The sequence below is a fragment of the Shinella sp. WSD5-1 genome, from assembly GCF_963942435.1.
In the GTDB taxonomy this organism is placed as follows: domain Bacteria; phylum Pseudomonadota; class Alphaproteobacteria; order Rhizobiales; family Rhizobiaceae; genus Shinella; species Shinella yambaruensis.
In genome coordinates, this window is the sequence record NZ_OZ012596.1 from 1,577,396 (window position 1) to 1,592,822 (window position 15,427).

14 protein-coding genes are annotated in these 15,427 nt (G+C 66.8%); 8 read left to right on the forward strand and 6 right to left on the reverse strand.

What is annotated here, in order from left to right; all coding sequences use genetic code 11:
- The first annotated feature begins 60 nt into the window (after window positions 1–60).
- The 4 genes from AABQ55_RS07535 (at window position 61) to lpxK (ending at window position 3,839) form a co-directional block, all read left to right on the forward strand.
- Window positions 61–297, forward strand: a complete 237-nt coding sequence (locus tag AABQ55_RS07535) for a DUF4170 domain-containing protein (RefSeq protein WP_244767894.1) — start codon at window positions 61–63, stop codon at window positions 295–297.
- Window positions 298–405: 108 nt separating this feature from the next.
- Entirely contained in the window at window positions 406–1,719 is a 1,314-nt protein-coding gene (waaA, locus tag AABQ55_RS07540) for a lipid IV(A) 3-deoxy-D-manno-octulosonic acid transferase (protein WP_272804585.1), read from the forward strand.
- Window positions 1,720–1,732: 13 nt separating this feature from the next.
- On the forward strand, window positions 1,733–2,467 hold the full coding sequence (locus tag AABQ55_RS07545) for an HAD family hydrolase (RefSeq protein ID WP_272804586.1): 735 nt from the start codon (window positions 1,733–1,735) through the stop codon (window positions 2,465–2,467).
- A gap of 331 nt (window positions 2,468–2,798) precedes the next feature.
- On the forward strand, window positions 2,799–3,839 hold the full coding sequence (gene lpxK, locus AABQ55_RS07550; protein ID WP_272804587.1) for a tetraacyldisaccharide 4'-kinase: 1,041 nt from the start codon (window positions 2,799–2,801) through the stop codon (window positions 3,837–3,839).
- Between the two features lie 94 nt (window positions 3,840–3,933).
- Here the strand turns inward: lpxK and AABQ55_RS07555 are convergent, their stop codons facing one another.
- The gene (locus tag AABQ55_RS07555; RefSeq protein ID WP_244768114.1) at window positions 3,934–4,167 is read right to left on the reverse strand and encodes a DUF2093 domain-containing protein; all 234 of its coding nucleotides are present in this window, start codon (window positions 4,165–4,167) and stop codon (window positions 3,934–3,936) included.
- A gap of 206 nt (window positions 4,168–4,373) precedes the next feature.
- Window positions 4,374–6,182 (reverse strand): DNA mismatch repair endonuclease MutL, encoded by a 1,809-nt coding sequence (gene mutL, locus AABQ55_RS07560; protein WP_272804588.1) that lies wholly within the window; start codon window positions 6,180–6,182, stop codon window positions 4,374–4,376.
- A gap of 307 nt (window positions 6,183–6,489) precedes the next feature.
- Here mutL and AABQ55_RS07565 point away from each other — a divergent pair, with 307 nt between their 5' ends.
- The 3 genes from AABQ55_RS07565 to AABQ55_RS07575 all read left to right on the forward strand — a co-directional run bounded on the left by AABQ55_RS07565 (window position 6,490) and on the right by AABQ55_RS07575 (window position 10,133).
- Window positions 6,490–8,187, forward strand: a complete 1,698-nt coding sequence (locus AABQ55_RS07565; protein ID WP_272804589.1) for a response regulator — start codon at window positions 6,490–6,492, stop codon at window positions 8,185–8,187.
- A gap of 140 nt (window positions 8,188–8,327) precedes the next feature.
- On the forward strand, window positions 8,328–9,683 hold the full coding sequence (locus AABQ55_RS07570; RefSeq protein WP_244767889.1) for a putative bifunctional diguanylate cyclase/phosphodiesterase: 1,356 nt from the start codon (window positions 8,328–8,330) through the stop codon (window positions 9,681–9,683).
- A gap of 114 nt (window positions 9,684–9,797) precedes the next feature.
- Window positions 9,798–10,133 (forward strand): PilZ domain-containing protein, encoded by a 336-nt coding sequence (locus AABQ55_RS07575; RefSeq protein ID WP_244767888.1) that lies wholly within the window; start codon window positions 9,798–9,800, stop codon window positions 10,131–10,133.
- A gap of 3 nt (window positions 10,134–10,136) precedes the next feature.
- Here AABQ55_RS07575 and AABQ55_RS07580 read toward each other — a convergent pair whose 3' ends face one another.
- On the reverse strand, window positions 10,137–11,063 hold the full coding sequence (locus tag AABQ55_RS07580; protein WP_272804590.1) for a LysR substrate-binding domain-containing protein: 927 nt from the start codon (window positions 11,061–11,063) through the stop codon (window positions 10,137–10,139).
- A gap of 88 nt (window positions 11,064–11,151) precedes the next feature.
- On the opposite strand from AABQ55_RS07580, the gene AABQ55_RS07585 reads away from it, so the two are divergent.
- Entirely contained in the window at window positions 11,152–12,699 is a 1,548-nt protein-coding gene (locus AABQ55_RS07585; RefSeq protein WP_272804591.1) for a trimethylamine methyltransferase family protein, read from the forward strand.
- 275 nt (window positions 12,700–12,974) lie between these two features.
- Here the strand turns inward: AABQ55_RS07585 and AABQ55_RS07590 are convergent, their stop codons facing one another.
- The 3 genes from AABQ55_RS07590 to AABQ55_RS07600 form a co-directional block, all read right to left on the reverse strand.
- Window positions 12,975–13,688 (reverse strand): PRC-barrel domain-containing protein, encoded by a 714-nt coding sequence (locus tag AABQ55_RS07590; protein WP_272804592.1) that lies wholly within the window; start codon window positions 13,686–13,688, stop codon window positions 12,975–12,977.
- Window positions 13,689–13,884: 196 nt separating this feature from the next.
- A complete protein-coding gene (locus AABQ55_RS07595; RefSeq protein WP_272804593.1) occupies window positions 13,885–14,769 on the reverse strand; it encodes an SMP-30/gluconolactonase/LRE family protein in 885 nt (294 codons plus the stop codon).
- Window positions 14,766–15,404, reverse strand: a complete 639-nt coding sequence (locus tag AABQ55_RS07600) for a 2-dehydro-3-deoxy-6-phosphogalactonate aldolase (RefSeq protein ID WP_272804594.1) — start codon at window positions 15,402–15,404, stop codon at window positions 14,766–14,768. The genes AABQ55_RS07595 and AABQ55_RS07600 overlap by 4 nt, the downstream gene beginning before the upstream one ends.
- Window positions 15,405–15,427 lie beyond the last annotated feature (23 nt).

Here is a 15,427-nt window from a genome sequence, read left to right on the forward strand (position 1 = left end):
CTTTGGTGCGGAATACCGCAAACCCATTGCCGAAATCGGCATCATAAAAAGAGAGAAGACATGACCGAAAGCAAAGAACCGAAACAGCTCCTGCATCTGGTCTTCGGCGGCGAACTGACGACGCTGACGGACATGCAGTTCCGCGATCTCAACGATCTCGATATCGTCGGAATCTTCCCCGACTATGCCTCCGCGCTCGTCGCCTGGAAGTCGAAGGCACAGCAGACCGTGGACAATGCGCACATGCGCTATTTCATCGTGCACATGCACCGGCTTCTGGATCCGCAGCAGAACTGAGGCGCGTTTCCCGACACCGTTCCGCGCGGCTTGAGGCCGCGCCGAACCAGAGACCGGACCTTCCATGATCCCGAACAAGACGAAAGCCGCAACCAAGGGCACCTGCGCATGAGCCGGCGCCTCGCCCGTTTCGCGCTTTCGCTTTACCGCTGGGGCGGCGTCGCGCTCTATCCGATCGTCAGCCCCTATCTCACGTTCCGGGCCGCCAAGGGCAAGGAAGACCGCTCCCGCCGCCGCGAGCGCTACGGCTATGCCAGCGTCGTGCGCCCGCCGGGGCCACTGGTCTGGTTCCATGCGGCCAGCGTCGGCGAGACCAATGCGGTAATCCCGCTCATCAAGGAAGTGCGCCGCCGCGGCATCGCCGTGCTCTTGACGACGGGCACGATCACCTCCGCCAAGGTCGTGCGCGGCCGCCTGGGCACGGATGTCATCCACCAGTATGTGCCGCTCGACCTGAAGCCGGCGATCAGCCGGTTCCTGGAATACTGGCATCCGGACCTTGCCATCATGGCGGAGTCGGAGATCTGGCCGATGACCATCCTCGAGCTCGGCAAGCGCCACATCCCGCAGGTCCTGGTCAACGGGCGCATCTCGGATCGCTCCTTCCCGCGCTGGAAGCGGCGCCATGCCATCGCCGACGCCATCTTCGAGAATTTCGCCCTCGTCATCGCCCAGTCGGAGCTCGATGCCGACCGGTTCCGCACGCTCGGCGCCCTGCCGGTGCTGGTCTCCGGCAACCTCAAGGTCGACACGGACGCACCGCCGGCCGATTCCGCCGTGCTGCGCAGCTATCTCGACCAGATCCAGGGCCGGCGCACCTGGGCGGCGATCTCCACCTTCGAGGGCGAGGAGGCGGCCGCCGGCGATGTGCACCGGGTGCTGAAGGAGCGCACGGGCCTGCTCACCATCATCGTGCCGCGCCATCCCGAGCGCAGCGACGCCATTGCCGACATGCTGGAGGCACGGGGCCTGAAGGTCGCCCGCCGCACGCGCGGCGACGCCCTGACGCCGCAGACCGACATCTTCCTCGGCGATACGATCGGCGAGATGGGCCTCTACCTCCGCATGACGGAGATCGCCTTCGTCGGCCGCTCGCTGTTCGCCGAAGGCGGGCAGAACCCGCTGGAACCGGCCATGCTCGGCTGCGCGATCCTGTCCGGCGGCAATGTGCAGAATTTCCGCGAGGCCTACCAGCAGCTCGCCCGCAACGGCAGCGCCAAGATGGTGCGCGACACGGAGATGCTGGCCAAGGGCGTGCACTACCTCCTGATGAACGACGAGATGCGCAAGCAAATGATCGAGGCCGGGCAGGAGACCGTGCAGGAGATGCGCGGGGCGCTGCGCGCCACCATCAAGGGGCTGGAGCCCTACATCAACCCGCTCACCGTGAAGGCGCGCCTGCATCCGCGCCAGACGTCCTGACGAAAGGCGTGTCATGTCCAAGGCTGAGACCATTTCCGGCATCCTCTTCGACAAGGACGGGACCCTGCTCGACTATGCCAAGAGCTGGGTGCCGGTGAACTACGAGCTCGCGCGCATCGCCGCCGCCGGCGACGAGGCGCTGGCCCGCACGCTGCTTCTGGCCGGCGGCATGGACCCCGACACCGGCTATGTCACGCCCGACAGCCTGCTTGCCGCCGGCAACACGGTGGAGATCGCCGCGGGCATGGTCGCGGCCGGCGCGCCCTTCACGGTGGAGGCGTTGGCAACCCATTTCGACAGCCTCTTCGCCAATTCGGCCCAGCTCGCCGTCGCCGTCACGGACCTTGCGCAGTTCTTCGCCACCATGCATGCCCGCGGCTACTGGCTCGGCGTCGCCTCCAGCGACAACGAGGCCTCGATCCGCGCGACGGCGAAGCGCTTCGGTTTCGAGGGTTACCTGCACTATGTCGCCGGTTACGACAGCGGCTTCGGCACCAAGCCGCAGCCGGGCATGGTGCTCGGCTTCTGCGCCGCGACGGGCCTTGCGCCGCACCAGGTCGCCGTCGTCGGCGACAACAACCACGACATGCATATGGGCCGCAATGCCGGCGCGGGCCTCAACGTCGCGGTGCTGACGGGCACCGGCTCGCGGGAATCGCTGTCGGACGCCTCCGATTATTGCCTTGCCGATATCACCGAGCTCGTCCCGCTCCTGCCCGAGGCGGCCATCGCGCGTCCGGTGGCGTGAGCGGGTTGGGCTACCCCCCTCTGGCCTGCCGGCCATCTCCCCCTCAAGGGGGGAGATTGGATGTAGCAGCGCTCTGCGCGTCTTTAACGTCGCGAATTGAGCGAGGTTCACGCCGCTTGTCGATCTCCCCCCTTGAGGGGGAGATGCCCGGCAGGGCAGAGGGGGGTATGCGCCCATGTGATGACCTCTCGATCATTCACAGGCGATCGCTCTCCTTTTGCGGCGATAGGCTGCTACTGCGAACCGCACGCTCACAATCCCCCCGGTTGATTTTCCGCAACTTCTCGCGTTTGCTGCGACGAACCGGGTCGGCACGCGCGCGGGGGATGGAATGGTAAGTGAAGCGCCGCCTTTCTGGTGGACGAAGCCTGACTGGCGGGCCTATGTGCTCTGGCCGGTCTCGCGCCTTTACGGCCTGATCGCCGGCCGGCGCATGCGCAAGGGCCGCCGTGCCGAGGTGGCCGTGCCCGTCATCTGTGTCGGCAACTTCACCGTCGGCGGGGCCGGCAAGACGCCGACGGCGATCGCGCTCGCCCGCGCCGCCAAGGCGCGGGGGCTGAAGCCCGGTTTCCTGTCGCGCGGCTATGGCGGCTCGCTCGACGTGACCACCGTCGTCGATCCGCACCACCACCGCGCCCGCGCCGTCGGCGACGAACCGCTGCTGCTCGCCCGCGAGGCGCTGACCGTGATTTCGCGCCGGCGCGTCAAGGGCGCCCGCAGGCTGGTGGAGGAGGGCGCCGACCTCATCATCATGGATGACGGCTTCCAGAGCGCGCAGCTCACCTTCGACTATGCGCTGCTGGTCATCGACAGCCGCCGCGGCATCGGCAACGGCCATCTCGTGCCGGGCGGGCCGGTGCGCGCGCCGCTTGCCGAGCAGATGCGCCAGGCGAACGCGCTTCTGGCGATCGGCAACGGCAATGCCGCCGATGCGCTGATCCGCCAGGCGGCGCGCGCCGGCAAGGCGATCCACTCCGCCACGCTCGTCACCGTCGGCGCGGAAGACCTCGCCGACAAGGTCGTCATGGCCTGGTCGGGCATTGCCGACAACGAGAAGTTCTTCCGCACCGTCACCGAGACGGGCGCGCATCTCTATGTGACGCGCGGCTTCCCCGACCACCATCACCTCTCCGAGGACGAGGTCGCGGAGATCCTCGACCATGCCGAAGGGCTGAACTACCAGCTCGTCACCACGGCAAAGGACAGCGCTCGCCTTGCCGGTGAGCATGGCCGCGCGGAGGAGCTGAAGGAGAAGAGCCGGGTGATCGAGGTGGAAATCCGCTTCGACGACCCGAGAGGCCCGGATGCGATCATCGATGCGGCGATTGCCAGCGCAAGACGGCGCAAGCTGCAGCGGCCGGCCGGGAAATAGGGGGTAGGCAATAGGCAGTAGCCAATAGGAATTGACGCTGCCGCACTCTCGGGCAGTCTCTACTGCCTACTGCCTACTGCCTACTGCCTACTGCCTACTGCCTCTTCTGCACCGGCAGCGCCCCGGCGCGCTTTTCGGCCTCGAGCGAGGCTTCGGCGCTGGCATAGGGCTCCTGCCGGGCGACGCTCCAGTAGCGCAGCTCGTCGACGGGCACCGTCTCGCCGGTCATCGCGCAGATGACGTGCGAGCCGGGCATCAGGATCTGGAAATCGCCGTCGAGATAGCGGATCTTCGCTTCGCGGCTGCCGCGTCCTTCAAAACGGTTCATCATCGATCTCAATATCCGTCTCATCCAGGGTCACGCGCCGGCTGCGCGGTCGATACCGTGCCATATCCCGGCAAGGCCGAAATTTCCAGCCTTTTCGCTGTCGCACCGGCCAAGGGGGCTCGCTTTGAAAGAATGGTTCACGCTCTGGATTCTTGTTTTCCCGCATTGTCCGACGCCGAAACGACGTCGCTTCGGCTGGAAATGCTCTAGCTCCGGCCGAACAGCCGCTCGATGTCGGAAAGCTTGAGCTCGATATAGGTCGGCCGGCCGTGGTTGCACTGGCCGGAACCGGGTGTCGCCTCCATCTGGCGCAGGAGCGCGTTCATCTCCTCCGGCCGCATGCGCCGGCCCGAGCGAACCGAGCCATGGCAGGCCATGGTCGCGGCGAGGTATTCCAGCTTGTTCTTCAGGCCGCTCGCCGTGTCCCATTCGGCCAGTTCGTCGGCAAGCTGGCGCACGAGCCCGGCCGCGTCCATCTCGCCGAGCATGGCCGGGGTCTCGCGGACGGCGACGGCGCCCGGCCCGAAGCGCTCGATGCCGAGGCCGAGGCGGGCGAATTCCTCCGCATGGGAGACCAGCCGGTCGCAATCGTCCTCGGGAAGGTCGACGATCTCGGGGATGAGCAGGGCCTGCGCCGGCACCGGCCGGGCATGGAGGGCGTTGCGCATCGCCTCGAAGACCAGCCGCTCATGCGCCGCATGCTGGTCGACGATGACGAGCCCGTCCTCGGTCTGCGCGACGATGTAGTTCTCGTGCAGCTGCGCGCGCGCCGCGCCGAGTGGGTGGCGCTGCGGCGGTTCCTCGTCCCGCGGCGCGGTGGAAGGAGGGGCGAAGGCCGGCTCGCCGCGCGCCGAGGGCGCGGCGAAATCGGCAAAGCCGGTCTGTCTTTCGCTGAAATGCGGCGCCGCGGCGCCGGCCGTCTGGAAGGGGCGGTAGGGCGAGGCGGCCGGGCTCCAGGGCGTCTGCGGGCGATGCGTCTCCGGCCGGAAGGCGCGCATCAGGCCGGCCGCACCGGTGGTTGCCGCCCGGTCGCCCTCGCGGGCGAGCGCCTCGCGGATCGCGCCGATGATGAGGCCGCGCACCAGGCCCGGATCGCGGAAGCGCACGTCGGATTTCGCCGGGTGCACGTTGACGTCGACGAGCGCCGGATCGATCTCGATCGCCAGCACCGCCACGGGATAACGCCCGTGCGGGATCGTCTCGGCATAGGCCGCGCGCAGCGCCGACCAGATCAGCTTGTCCTGCACCGGCCGGCCGTTGACGAAGGCGAACTGGTTGAGGCTGTTGCCGCGGTTGAAGGTCGGCACGCCGGCAAAGCCGGTGAGCCGGACGCCCTCGCGCGCCGCATCGATCTCGATGGCATTGTCGCGAAAATCGCGGCCGAGCACCTGGGCGATGCGGGCGAGCCTGTCGCTGCCCGTCGCGGGAAATTCCAGCGTCGTGCGGTCGGAGCCCGACAGCACGAAGCGCACATGCGGGAAGGCGATCGCCATGCGCCGCACCACGTCGGCAATGGCCGAGGCCTCCGCCTTCTCGCTCTTCAGGAACTTGAGGCGGGCGGGCGTGGCGAAGAACAGGTCGCGCACCTCGACCACCGTGCCGCGATTGGCCGCGGCGGGCCGCACCGGCTCCACCCTGCCGCCGGTCACGCTGATCTCCGCGCCCTCGCCGGCCTCCGCCGTGCGGCTGAGCAGCGAGAGCTTCGCCACCGAGCCGATGGAGGGCAGCGCCTCGCCGCGGAAGCCGAGCGTGCGGATGTCGAGCAGGTCCTTGTCGAGTTTCGAGGTGCAGTGGCGGCGGATCGCCAGTTCCAGGTCGGCGGGCGCCATGCCGCTGCCGTTGTCGGTGACGCGCAGCAAGGTCTTGCCGCCGCCGGCCGTCGCGATCTCGATGCGCGTCGCGCCCGCGTCCAGCGCGTTCTCGATCAGCTCCTTGGCGGCGCTTGCCGGTCGTTCGATCACCTCGCCTGCGGCAATCTGGTTGATGAGGGTTTCGGAAAGCTGCCTGATCGTCATGCCGCCATTTTCGCGGATTCGGCGGGGGCTTGGAAGGGGCAAGTTGGCTTATCCCGCCTTGCGGCGCCCGGCGGCCGCAAATCGTTTAATCAGGCTTTAATAAAATGCTGCCAACGTGCGCGGACGCTTGTATGAACACAAGCCGGCCGGTTCTCCGGTGGACGATTTCAGCGTCGCTGGCCGCTGTCATTCCCGTATGTCCCAAGGTGCAAGACGCGCCGATCAGCATGTGTTCGGGAATGCCAGACAGGCGAGGTCTGCCACTATGAATGATGTAGCGTCGTCAGACGCGAACATCCGGCTGGGAATGTTTGAGGCCGCGTGCGATATCCTCGCCGCCGCCGTGATCGTCTACGACAAGAACGACTGCCTCGTCTTCGCCAGCCGCCAGGTCCTGCGCTACTTTCCCATTCCCGCCGATACGCTGAATCCCGGCACGCGGCTGCGCGACGTGCTCGGCGCCATCTTCGACAGCGGCGTGCGCTACGGCATTCCGCCCGAGCAGCGCCACAAGGCGGTCAACCGCGAGGAGTGGATTTCCACCCGCATCTCGGCCCATTGGCGCGAGCAGTACGATGCCGTCGAGCGGCTCGGCCGCGACCGCTGGATCCATTTCCGCAAGCGCCGCCTGCCGAGCGGCTACAATGTCACCACCCTGGTCGACGTTTCCGAGCAGAAGAAGCAGGAAGAGCAGTGGCGCTCGGACCTCGAGCGCATCGCGCTGACCGAGGAGATCCTCGAGACCCTGCCGTCCCCGGTCGTCATCAAGGACCGCAACCTCACCTATATCGCGGCCAACAGCGCCTTCTGCGCGATCTACAATGCCAATCCCGACGGCATTCTCGGCCGCTCGGTCTGGGACCTTGCCGATGCGGAGAATGCCGAGCGCATCGAGCGCTCCGACCGTGCGGTGCTGGAGACGGGCGAACCCTACAGCATGCCGGAGCACGTCATCCGTGCGGATGGGGCCGATCTCTACGTCATCACCCGGAAATACCGCATCGGCGCGCCCGGCCACCATGCCATCGTCACGGTGATGGAGGACGTGACCGCGCTCGTCGCCGGCAACAGGGCGGTTTCGGACGGCCGCGACGTGCTGCTCAGCGTGCCGGGCGGTTTCGTCGAGGGGCAGAACTGCTTCGATCCGGTGCGCGACGCCGAACGCCGGCTGCTGCTGGGCCAGCTGAACGGCGAGGAGCTGCGGGCGCTTTCCGGCAAGCGCGCCCTGGTCGCCACGCCCAATCCGCGCATCGAGGAGATCCTGGTCGGCGAGTTCCGGGCGCGCGGGGCGGATTGCTGCGCGGTGCGCAGCGTCTGCGAGCACGATGCCTTCCTCGCGCTTGCCGCCCGCGAAGGGCTCTCGATCGACCTCGTGGTGATCGACGACAACCTGCCGGAGCACGAGGGCATCCTTTCCAATGCGCACGGCATCGCCACGCGGGTGATCGCGCCCGACGGCATCGGCCCGGATTTCATGCGCGTGCTCGTCGAGGAGCACGAGCTGCTCTCGCAGAACGACTCGCCGCTCGGCGACATCATCACGCCGGTGTCGCTGTCGGACGACTGGTACATCGCGACGGACATTTCCGCCATGCTGCCGGGCGCCGTCGGCGATATCGAGGTGCTCGTGGCCGAGGACAACCGGATCAACCAGTTCGTCTTCTCGCAGATCCTCGAGGGCATGGGCATCTCGCACCGCATCGCCGAGAACGGCGAGGAGGCGGTGATGCTCTGGCGCAAGCACCAGCCGCGCCTCGTGCTGATGGACATTTCCATGCCCGTGATGAACGGCATCGATGCGGCGATGGAGATCCGCGAGGCCGAGGAGCTGACGGGCACCCACACACCCATCGTCGCCGTCACCGCCCAGGCGCTCAATGTCGACATGCAGAACTGCATGGACGCCGGCATGGACGACTACATCACCAAGCCGGTCAGCCCGGACATGATCGAGGCGATCTACCGGCGCTATGCCGGCCGTCAGCCGGAGAAATCTGTCGCATAGGTTGAATGGGGCCGGTCAACTCCCCAGATTTGGGGAGGCAGGTGGGCAGGAGTGACGATCGTTTGCTATGTTTTTGTTAACGATCATGCCTCATCGTGGAACCATCCTCGGAGGTCGCGTGCAAGTACGGGAAATCATTGATGAAGTCTGCTGATCCTGCAGCGCTGGATGTTTCCCAGACCGACCTCCATGCGATGGCCTATACGGACCCGCTGACGGGGCTCGGCAACCTCTACCGATTGCGCGACAAGGTGCGCCAGATCGCCAAGGAGCGCGAGGAGGACCCCGCGCCGTTTGCCATCGGCATCGCCAATCTCGACGGCTTCAAACCGATCAACGACCTTTTCGGCCCGCGCGCGGGCGATGAGATCCTCTGCCAGGTGGCCCATCGCCTGAAGGCCTGCATTCCCGACGGCGCCACCGTCACCCGCCACGGCGGTGACGAGTTCGCCTTCGTGCTGCCGCTCGTCTTCGAGCGCAAGGGCGCGGAGAAGATCGGCCAGATGCTGCGCGAGGTGCTGTCGGCCCCCTTCGATCTCGGCGACCGCAATGTGCGCCTTTCGGCCTCGTTCGGCTTTGCCATCTTCCCCTTCGCCGGCGCGGATTTCACCGAGCTCCTGAAGAGCGCGGATACGGCCCTCTACCGCTCCAAGCGCCGCGGCCGCGGCCAGATCACCGTCTATTCCCAGGAGATCGCCCAGGAGATGAAGCGCGCCACGCAGCTCGAGCAGGCGCTGCGCAATGCCATCATCGCCAATGAGGTGGACGTGCATTTCCAGCCGATCGTCAGCCTGCGCGACGACACGGTCGTCGGCTTCGAGGCCCTGGCGCGCTGGTGCGATGCCGATCTCGGCTATGTCTCGCCCGCCACCTTCGTGCCGCTTGCCGAGGAGCGCGGCTTCATCGATGCGCTGTCCGATACGCTGCTACGCAAGGCGGCCGAGACGGCGCTGTCCTGGCCGAAGGAGCTCTTCCTCTCCTTCAACCTCTCCTCCGCCCAGCTGATGGACCCGAAGACGGCCTTCAACACGCTGGCGATCCTCAACCGCGCCGGGCTCGATCCGCGCCGGCTGGAGCTGGAGATCACCGAGACCGCCGTGATGACGGATGCCGACACGGCGCAGAAGATCGTCGGGGAGCTGCGCGCGGCGGGCGTGCGCATCTCGCTCGACGATTTCGGCACCGGCCAGTCGAGCCTCGGGCGCCTGCGCGACTTCACCTTCGACAAGGTGAAGATCGACCGCGCCTTCGTCTCGCGCATTTCCAACGACAAGGCCTCCGAACACATCATCAAGGCGATCGTCGCCATGTGCGAGGGCCTCGATCTTGCCGTCGTCGCCGAAGGCATCGAGGATTTCTCCGAGGCGCTGAAGCTGAAGGCGCTCGGCTGCGGCATGGGGCAGGGCTATTTCTACGGCAAGCCGCAGGATGCCGTCGCCACCATGCGCTTCCTCTCCGATCGTTATGTCAGCGTCGAGGGCCGGGCCGTCTGCTGAGGCGCCGTCCCCGAATGGACCACTTCCGTAAAATTGCAGGCATTTGTTTAGCCGGGCGGCAAGCAGCCTCTATTATGGTGGCTCCACTGTGAATGTTCGTGAGGGGAGCCACGGATGACGACCATCAAGGATATGCCCGTCAGGGCGAGCGACCGTTCCAAGGTGCGTATTTTCGCGACGGTGCGGGTGATGCATCAAACGACGCGGGCGCGCGTCATCGACCTCTCTCCGACGGGCATGGCCTTCGACGTGGAGAAGCCCATCCAGGCCATGGCCGGCCAGCTGGTGACGGTCGAGAGCGAGGAACTGGGCCGCCTCAGCGGCACGGTGTGCTGGTATTCCAACGGCCGCCTCGGCATCCAGTACAAGCTGTCGACCAACGCGCTCGCGCAGATCACCTCCTATTTCCGCTTCTTCCACGAAGAGGTGCGGCCGGTGCTGCGCCGCTGACGCTCAGGCCTCGCCGCTCCGGGCCAGCCGGCCTTCCTCCAGCAGCCAGTCCCGCACCCGCCGGGCCGGGCCGTTGAGTTCGTGCGAGCGCGGCCAGACGACGTGGAAGGCGTCGTCCGTCCTCAGCACATGGCCGCCGACGGTGACGAGCGCGCCCGAGCGCACCTGCCCGTCGATCAGGTGCCGCCAGCCGAGCGCGACGCCTTCCCCCGCCAGCACGGCCTGGATCACCAGCACATAATCGTTGATGGCGAGCCGGCGGGCCTGCGCCGGGTAGCGCACGCCCGCGCTTGCGAACCATTCCGGCCAGTCGCAGGCCGCCCGCACCGGCTCCTCCAGGTGGATGAGGGGCAGTTTCAGCAGTTCTTCCGGCGTCGTCGGGTGCCCGCGGCTTTCCACGAAGGCCGGGCTGGCGACGGCCGCGATCACTTCCGGCGCCAGCAGCGCCGCATGATAGCGCGGCCATTTCGCCGGGTCGCCGCCGCGAATGCCGAGCGGGATCGGCTCCTCGTCGAGGTCGAGGTCGCGCACGCTGGTCTGGATGCGCAGGTCGATATCGGGAAGGTCGGCGCGCAGCTTGGCCAGCCGCGGCAGCATCCACATCGAGGCGAAGGCGGTGGAGGCGGCAAGCGTCACATTCGCCTCGCGCCCCTTGGCGCGGATATCCTCCGCCGATTTCTGGATGCGCGACAGGCCGAGCGTCACGTCCGCATGGAAGCGCTCGCCGGCATCGGTCAGCTCCACGGCGCGGTGGATGCGGTGGAAGAGCGCCACGCCCAGCTGCTCCTCGAGATTGCGCACCGCATAGGAGACGGCCGCCTGCGTCATGCCGAGCTCGGCGGCGGCGCGGGTGAAGTTCTGGTGCCGCCCGGCGGCCTCGAAGATGATGAGGCTGGAGGCGGAGGGGAGCAGACGGCGCAGGGTTTCCATAAATACAGCTTATAGTCTTCGTAAGTTTTTTCCAGCGTCACAAGGCACTCAATCACGCCTAGCCTCGTTCTGGATTATGGAGGCGACAATGGCAGACGCAGCGACGATCGAAGCACCGGCACGCAGAGTGAGGGGACGTCCGGCCCGGCGGGAGGGTGGCGCCAAGGCGCTCGGCGTGCCCTATATCGTGCGGGGCATCCCGACCTACGACGTGCTGTCGGAAGAGAACCTGCAGAAGATCGAGCGGGCGGCGGACCGCATCCTGGCCGAGGTCGGCATCGAGTTCCGCGACGATCCCGCCGCCATCGACCATTGGAAGTGCGCCGGTGCGAAGGTGGAGGGTCTGCTCGTGCGCTTCGAGCCCGGCATGCTGCGCGAGATCGTCTCCTCCGCGCCCGCCGAGTTCACCCAGCACGCCCGCAACCCCGCCAACAATGTCGAGATCGGCGGCAACAAGGTGGTCTTCTCGCCGGCCTATGGCTCGCCCTTCGTCATGGACCTCGACAAGGGCCGGCGCTACGGCACGCTGGAGGACTTCCGCAACTTCATCAAGCTCGCCCAGTCGAGCCCCTGGCTGCACCATTCCGGCGGCACGATCTGCGAGCCGGTCGACATTCCCGTCAACAAGCGCCATCTCGACATGGTCTATAGCCACATCAAATATTCCGACCGTGCCTTCATGGGCTCGATCACCGCGGAGGAGCGCGCGGAGGATTCCATCGACATGGCGCGCATCCTGTTCGGCGCCGATTTCGTCGACAAGAACTGCGTCATCCTCGGCAATGTCAACGTCAATTCGCCGCTCGTCTGGGACGGCACGATGACGAAATCCCTGCGCGCCTATGCCCGCGCCAACCAGGCCGCCGTCATCGTGCCCTTCATTCTCGGCGGCGCCATGGGACCGGTGACGAATGCCGGCGCCATCGCCCAGTCCTTCGCCGAAACGCTGGCCGGCTGCGCGCTGACCCAGCTTGAAAGGAAGGGCGCGCCGGTCATCTTCGGCAATTTCCTCTCCTCCATGTCGCTGCGCTCCGGCTCGCCCACCTTCGGCACGCCGGAGCCGGCCATCGGCTCCATGGTCGTCGGCCAGCTCGCCCGGCGCCTGAAGCTGCCGCTGCGCTGCGCCGGCAATTTCTCGAACTCCAAGCTGCCGGACGGCCAGGCCATGCAGGAAGGCCTGATGTCCATGCTGTCGGCGGTGCATTGCGGCGCCAACTTCATCCTGCATTCCGCCGGCTTCCTCGACGGCCTGCTCTCCATGTCCTACGAGAAGTTCGTGATGGATGCCGACCTCTGCGGCGCGCTGCATTCCTATCTCGCCGGCGTCACGGTCGACGACAACACGCTGGCCATGGACGCCTTCCTCCAGGTCGGCCCCGGCAGCCATTTCCTCGGCTGCGACCACACGATGCGCAACTACCAGACCGCCTTCTGGGATTCGGCCCTGTCCGACAACGAGCCCTTCGAGAAATGGAGCGAGGAGGGCGGCTCGACGGACATGGCGACCCGCGCCAACCGCCAGTGGAAGAAGACGCTCGCCGAATACCAGGCGCCCCCGCTCGATGCCGCCATCGACGAGGCGCTTTGCGACTACATGGACCGCAAGAAGGTCGCCGTGGCCGACGCCTGGTATTGAAGGAGTTTCAAGCGCGCATTTGCGGCTGCTCCCCCTCTGCCCTGCCGGGCATCTCCCCCTCAAGGGGGGGGAGATCGGCAAGGAGCAGGAACCCTGCTCGAATCGCAACGCTGGAGATGGGCGAAATGGTCCTCCATCCAATCTCCCCCCTTGAGGGGGAGATGCCCGGCAGGGCAGAGGGGGGAAACGCGCACGTCAAAAAAGCATAGTGCAAAAGAAAAACCCGGTGGCGCAGGGATGGCCACCGGGCTGGAGATCAGAATGAACCTGCCGGATTATTCGACCGGCTGGGTGGCCGGAGCCGTGCCCGTGTCGGTCGTCGACGAGGTCGTCGAGGTATCGACCGGGGTCGTGGCCTGGCGTTCGGCAACCTGCTGCGCCGTGGTCTTGAATTCCGGCGCGGCCTGCAGGCTCTCGGCGGTTTCGGTCGTCGTCAGCTTGACATCGTCCGAATCCGGGATCTGCGTGATCGAGATCTTCTCGAACGGAACGGCGACCCACTTTTCGCCGATGCCCAGGAAGCCGCCGACACCGACAACGGCTGCGGTGATGCCGCCGTCCTTCTCCATGATCAGATCGGAGATCTTGCCGATGCTTTCATCGGCGCTGTTGTAGACGGCCTGGCCGAGATAGGTGTTGGCGCTGATCTGTTCCGGCGACTGGGCCGTCAGATAGTCACCGCCGGCAGCCGGCGCCTGTGCCGTGTCCTCGGTCGGGGTCGTTGCCGGGGTCTGAGCCGTGTCTTCGGTGGCCGTGCCGGTTTCCGGCGTCTGGGCCGTATCCTCGGTCGTCGGCGTGGTCGGGGTTGCTGCGGTGTCGCCGGGCGTGGTGCCCGTGGCGTCGTCACCGGTCATACCCGGCTGCTGCTCCAGGGTCTGGGTTTCGCCGGCGGCCGGCTGGTTGGTATCCTGCGCAAAGGCTGCCGGGGCCAGGGCCGCGCCGAGGAAGAGTGCACCAGCGGCAACGGAAGTGAGAAGTTTATTGGTCATCTTGAACCTGCCTTTCGTCTCGTTGGCATCAAGGCGCGGCGGTCTTTAGAGGGGCCGTCCGCACCGGCTGATGGACAAGGAACGGCGACATCCGTTTTTGGTTCCGATGAAAATTGCCTTCTTTTTGATTGCCGCCATGCATTTTTGACGCGGGAAGCGGGCGCAGGGCCGCGGCCCGCTCCAGCCGTATGTATCTTCAGAGCGCGAATGCCGGCTCGAAACGCCCCTTCACGGAGAGGCCGAGTTCGAAAGTCTGGCCGGCATGCGGATCGGCAAGGCGTGCGGCCGCGTCCATGCCCTGCCAGGCGGATGTCACCAGCAGCCGGTCGGCCTTGTCGCCGATGAAGGCCGGGCAGCTCGCCTGCGCGGCCGGCACCAGATGGCGGGCGATCTTCGTGCCGTCGGGCTTGTAGACATCGACCGCATTTGCGCCCCAGCGTGCGTTCCAGATCAGCCCGTCCGCATCGCAGACCGAGCCATCGATGCCGCCCGGCGTGCCGGTCTCGTCGCCGAGGACCTCGGGCGCGCCGGCGGGCAGGCCGGTCTTCGGGTCGAGCGCGACGCGCATCAGATGGTTGACGTCCGTATCTGTGAAATAGCCGATGCGGCCATCCGGCGAGAAGCAGATGCCGTTCGGGATGGTGATGTCGGAAAAGAGCTTCGTCACCGTTCCGCCGGCAATGTGATAGATCGCGCCGGCATGCTTTTCCGCCTTGCGGCCCATCGTGCTCGCCCAGAGCGCCCCGGACGGATGCACGCGCCCATCATTGGAGCGGTTCTGCGCCTTGTCCTCCAGCGTGACGAAGGGACTGAGCGCTCCATCGGCGACCCTGCGCAGGAAAAGCCCCTGGTCGGAGACGATGAGCTGGCGCTCCGGATCGACGACGGCGAGCACGCTGCCGAGGAAGGGCAGGGCATGCGTCGCCTTGGTCATCGTCGCAAGGTGCAGTTCATGCAGCGTGCGGCCCATGATGTCGAACCAGTAGGCCGTGCCCGTCGCCGGATCGTAGGTCGGGCCTTCGCCGAGCTCGCAGGCCGTCTCGCACAGGATGCGGCCGGTGAAGGAATGGGTCTCGCTCATTTTCCGCCTCCATACACCGCATCATAGGCCTCGACCGTCGCGCGGGCGCGGGCGCGCACCTCGTCGGCGCCCATGCCCGCCTTGTAGAGGCTGGAGCCGAGGCCGAAGCTGCGGATGCCGATCGCGGCGTAGTCGGCGAAGTTCTTTTCCGAGACGCCGCCGACGGCCGCGATCTCCAGGTCGGCCGGCAGCACGGCGCGGATCGCCTGGATGCCGGCAGGGCCGAGCACGCTGGCGGGAAAGAACTTGAGCCCCGTCGCCCCGGCGCGCGCGGCGGCGAGCGCTTCGGTCGGCGTGAAGACGCCCGGCATCGTCACCATGCCCTTGGCGGCGGCGGCGGCGATGACGTCGGGCTCGACATTCGGGCTCACCATCAGCCGCCCGCCGACATCGGCGAGCCGGTCGACATCCGCGACGGTCAGCACCGTGCCGGCACCGATCAGGCAGCCCTCGGGCGCCATCTTCGCGGCGGTCTCGATCGAGGCGAAGGGATCGGGCGAGTTCAGCGGGATCTCGATCGCGGTGAAACCCGTCTCGATCAGGGCGCCGACGACAGCCTGGGTCTCGCCCGGCTTCAGGCCGCGCAGGATGGCGATCAGCGGGTATTTCATCGGGGGGAAGGGGATGCGGTTCATCGGTTCAGCTTTCTCGGGAGCAG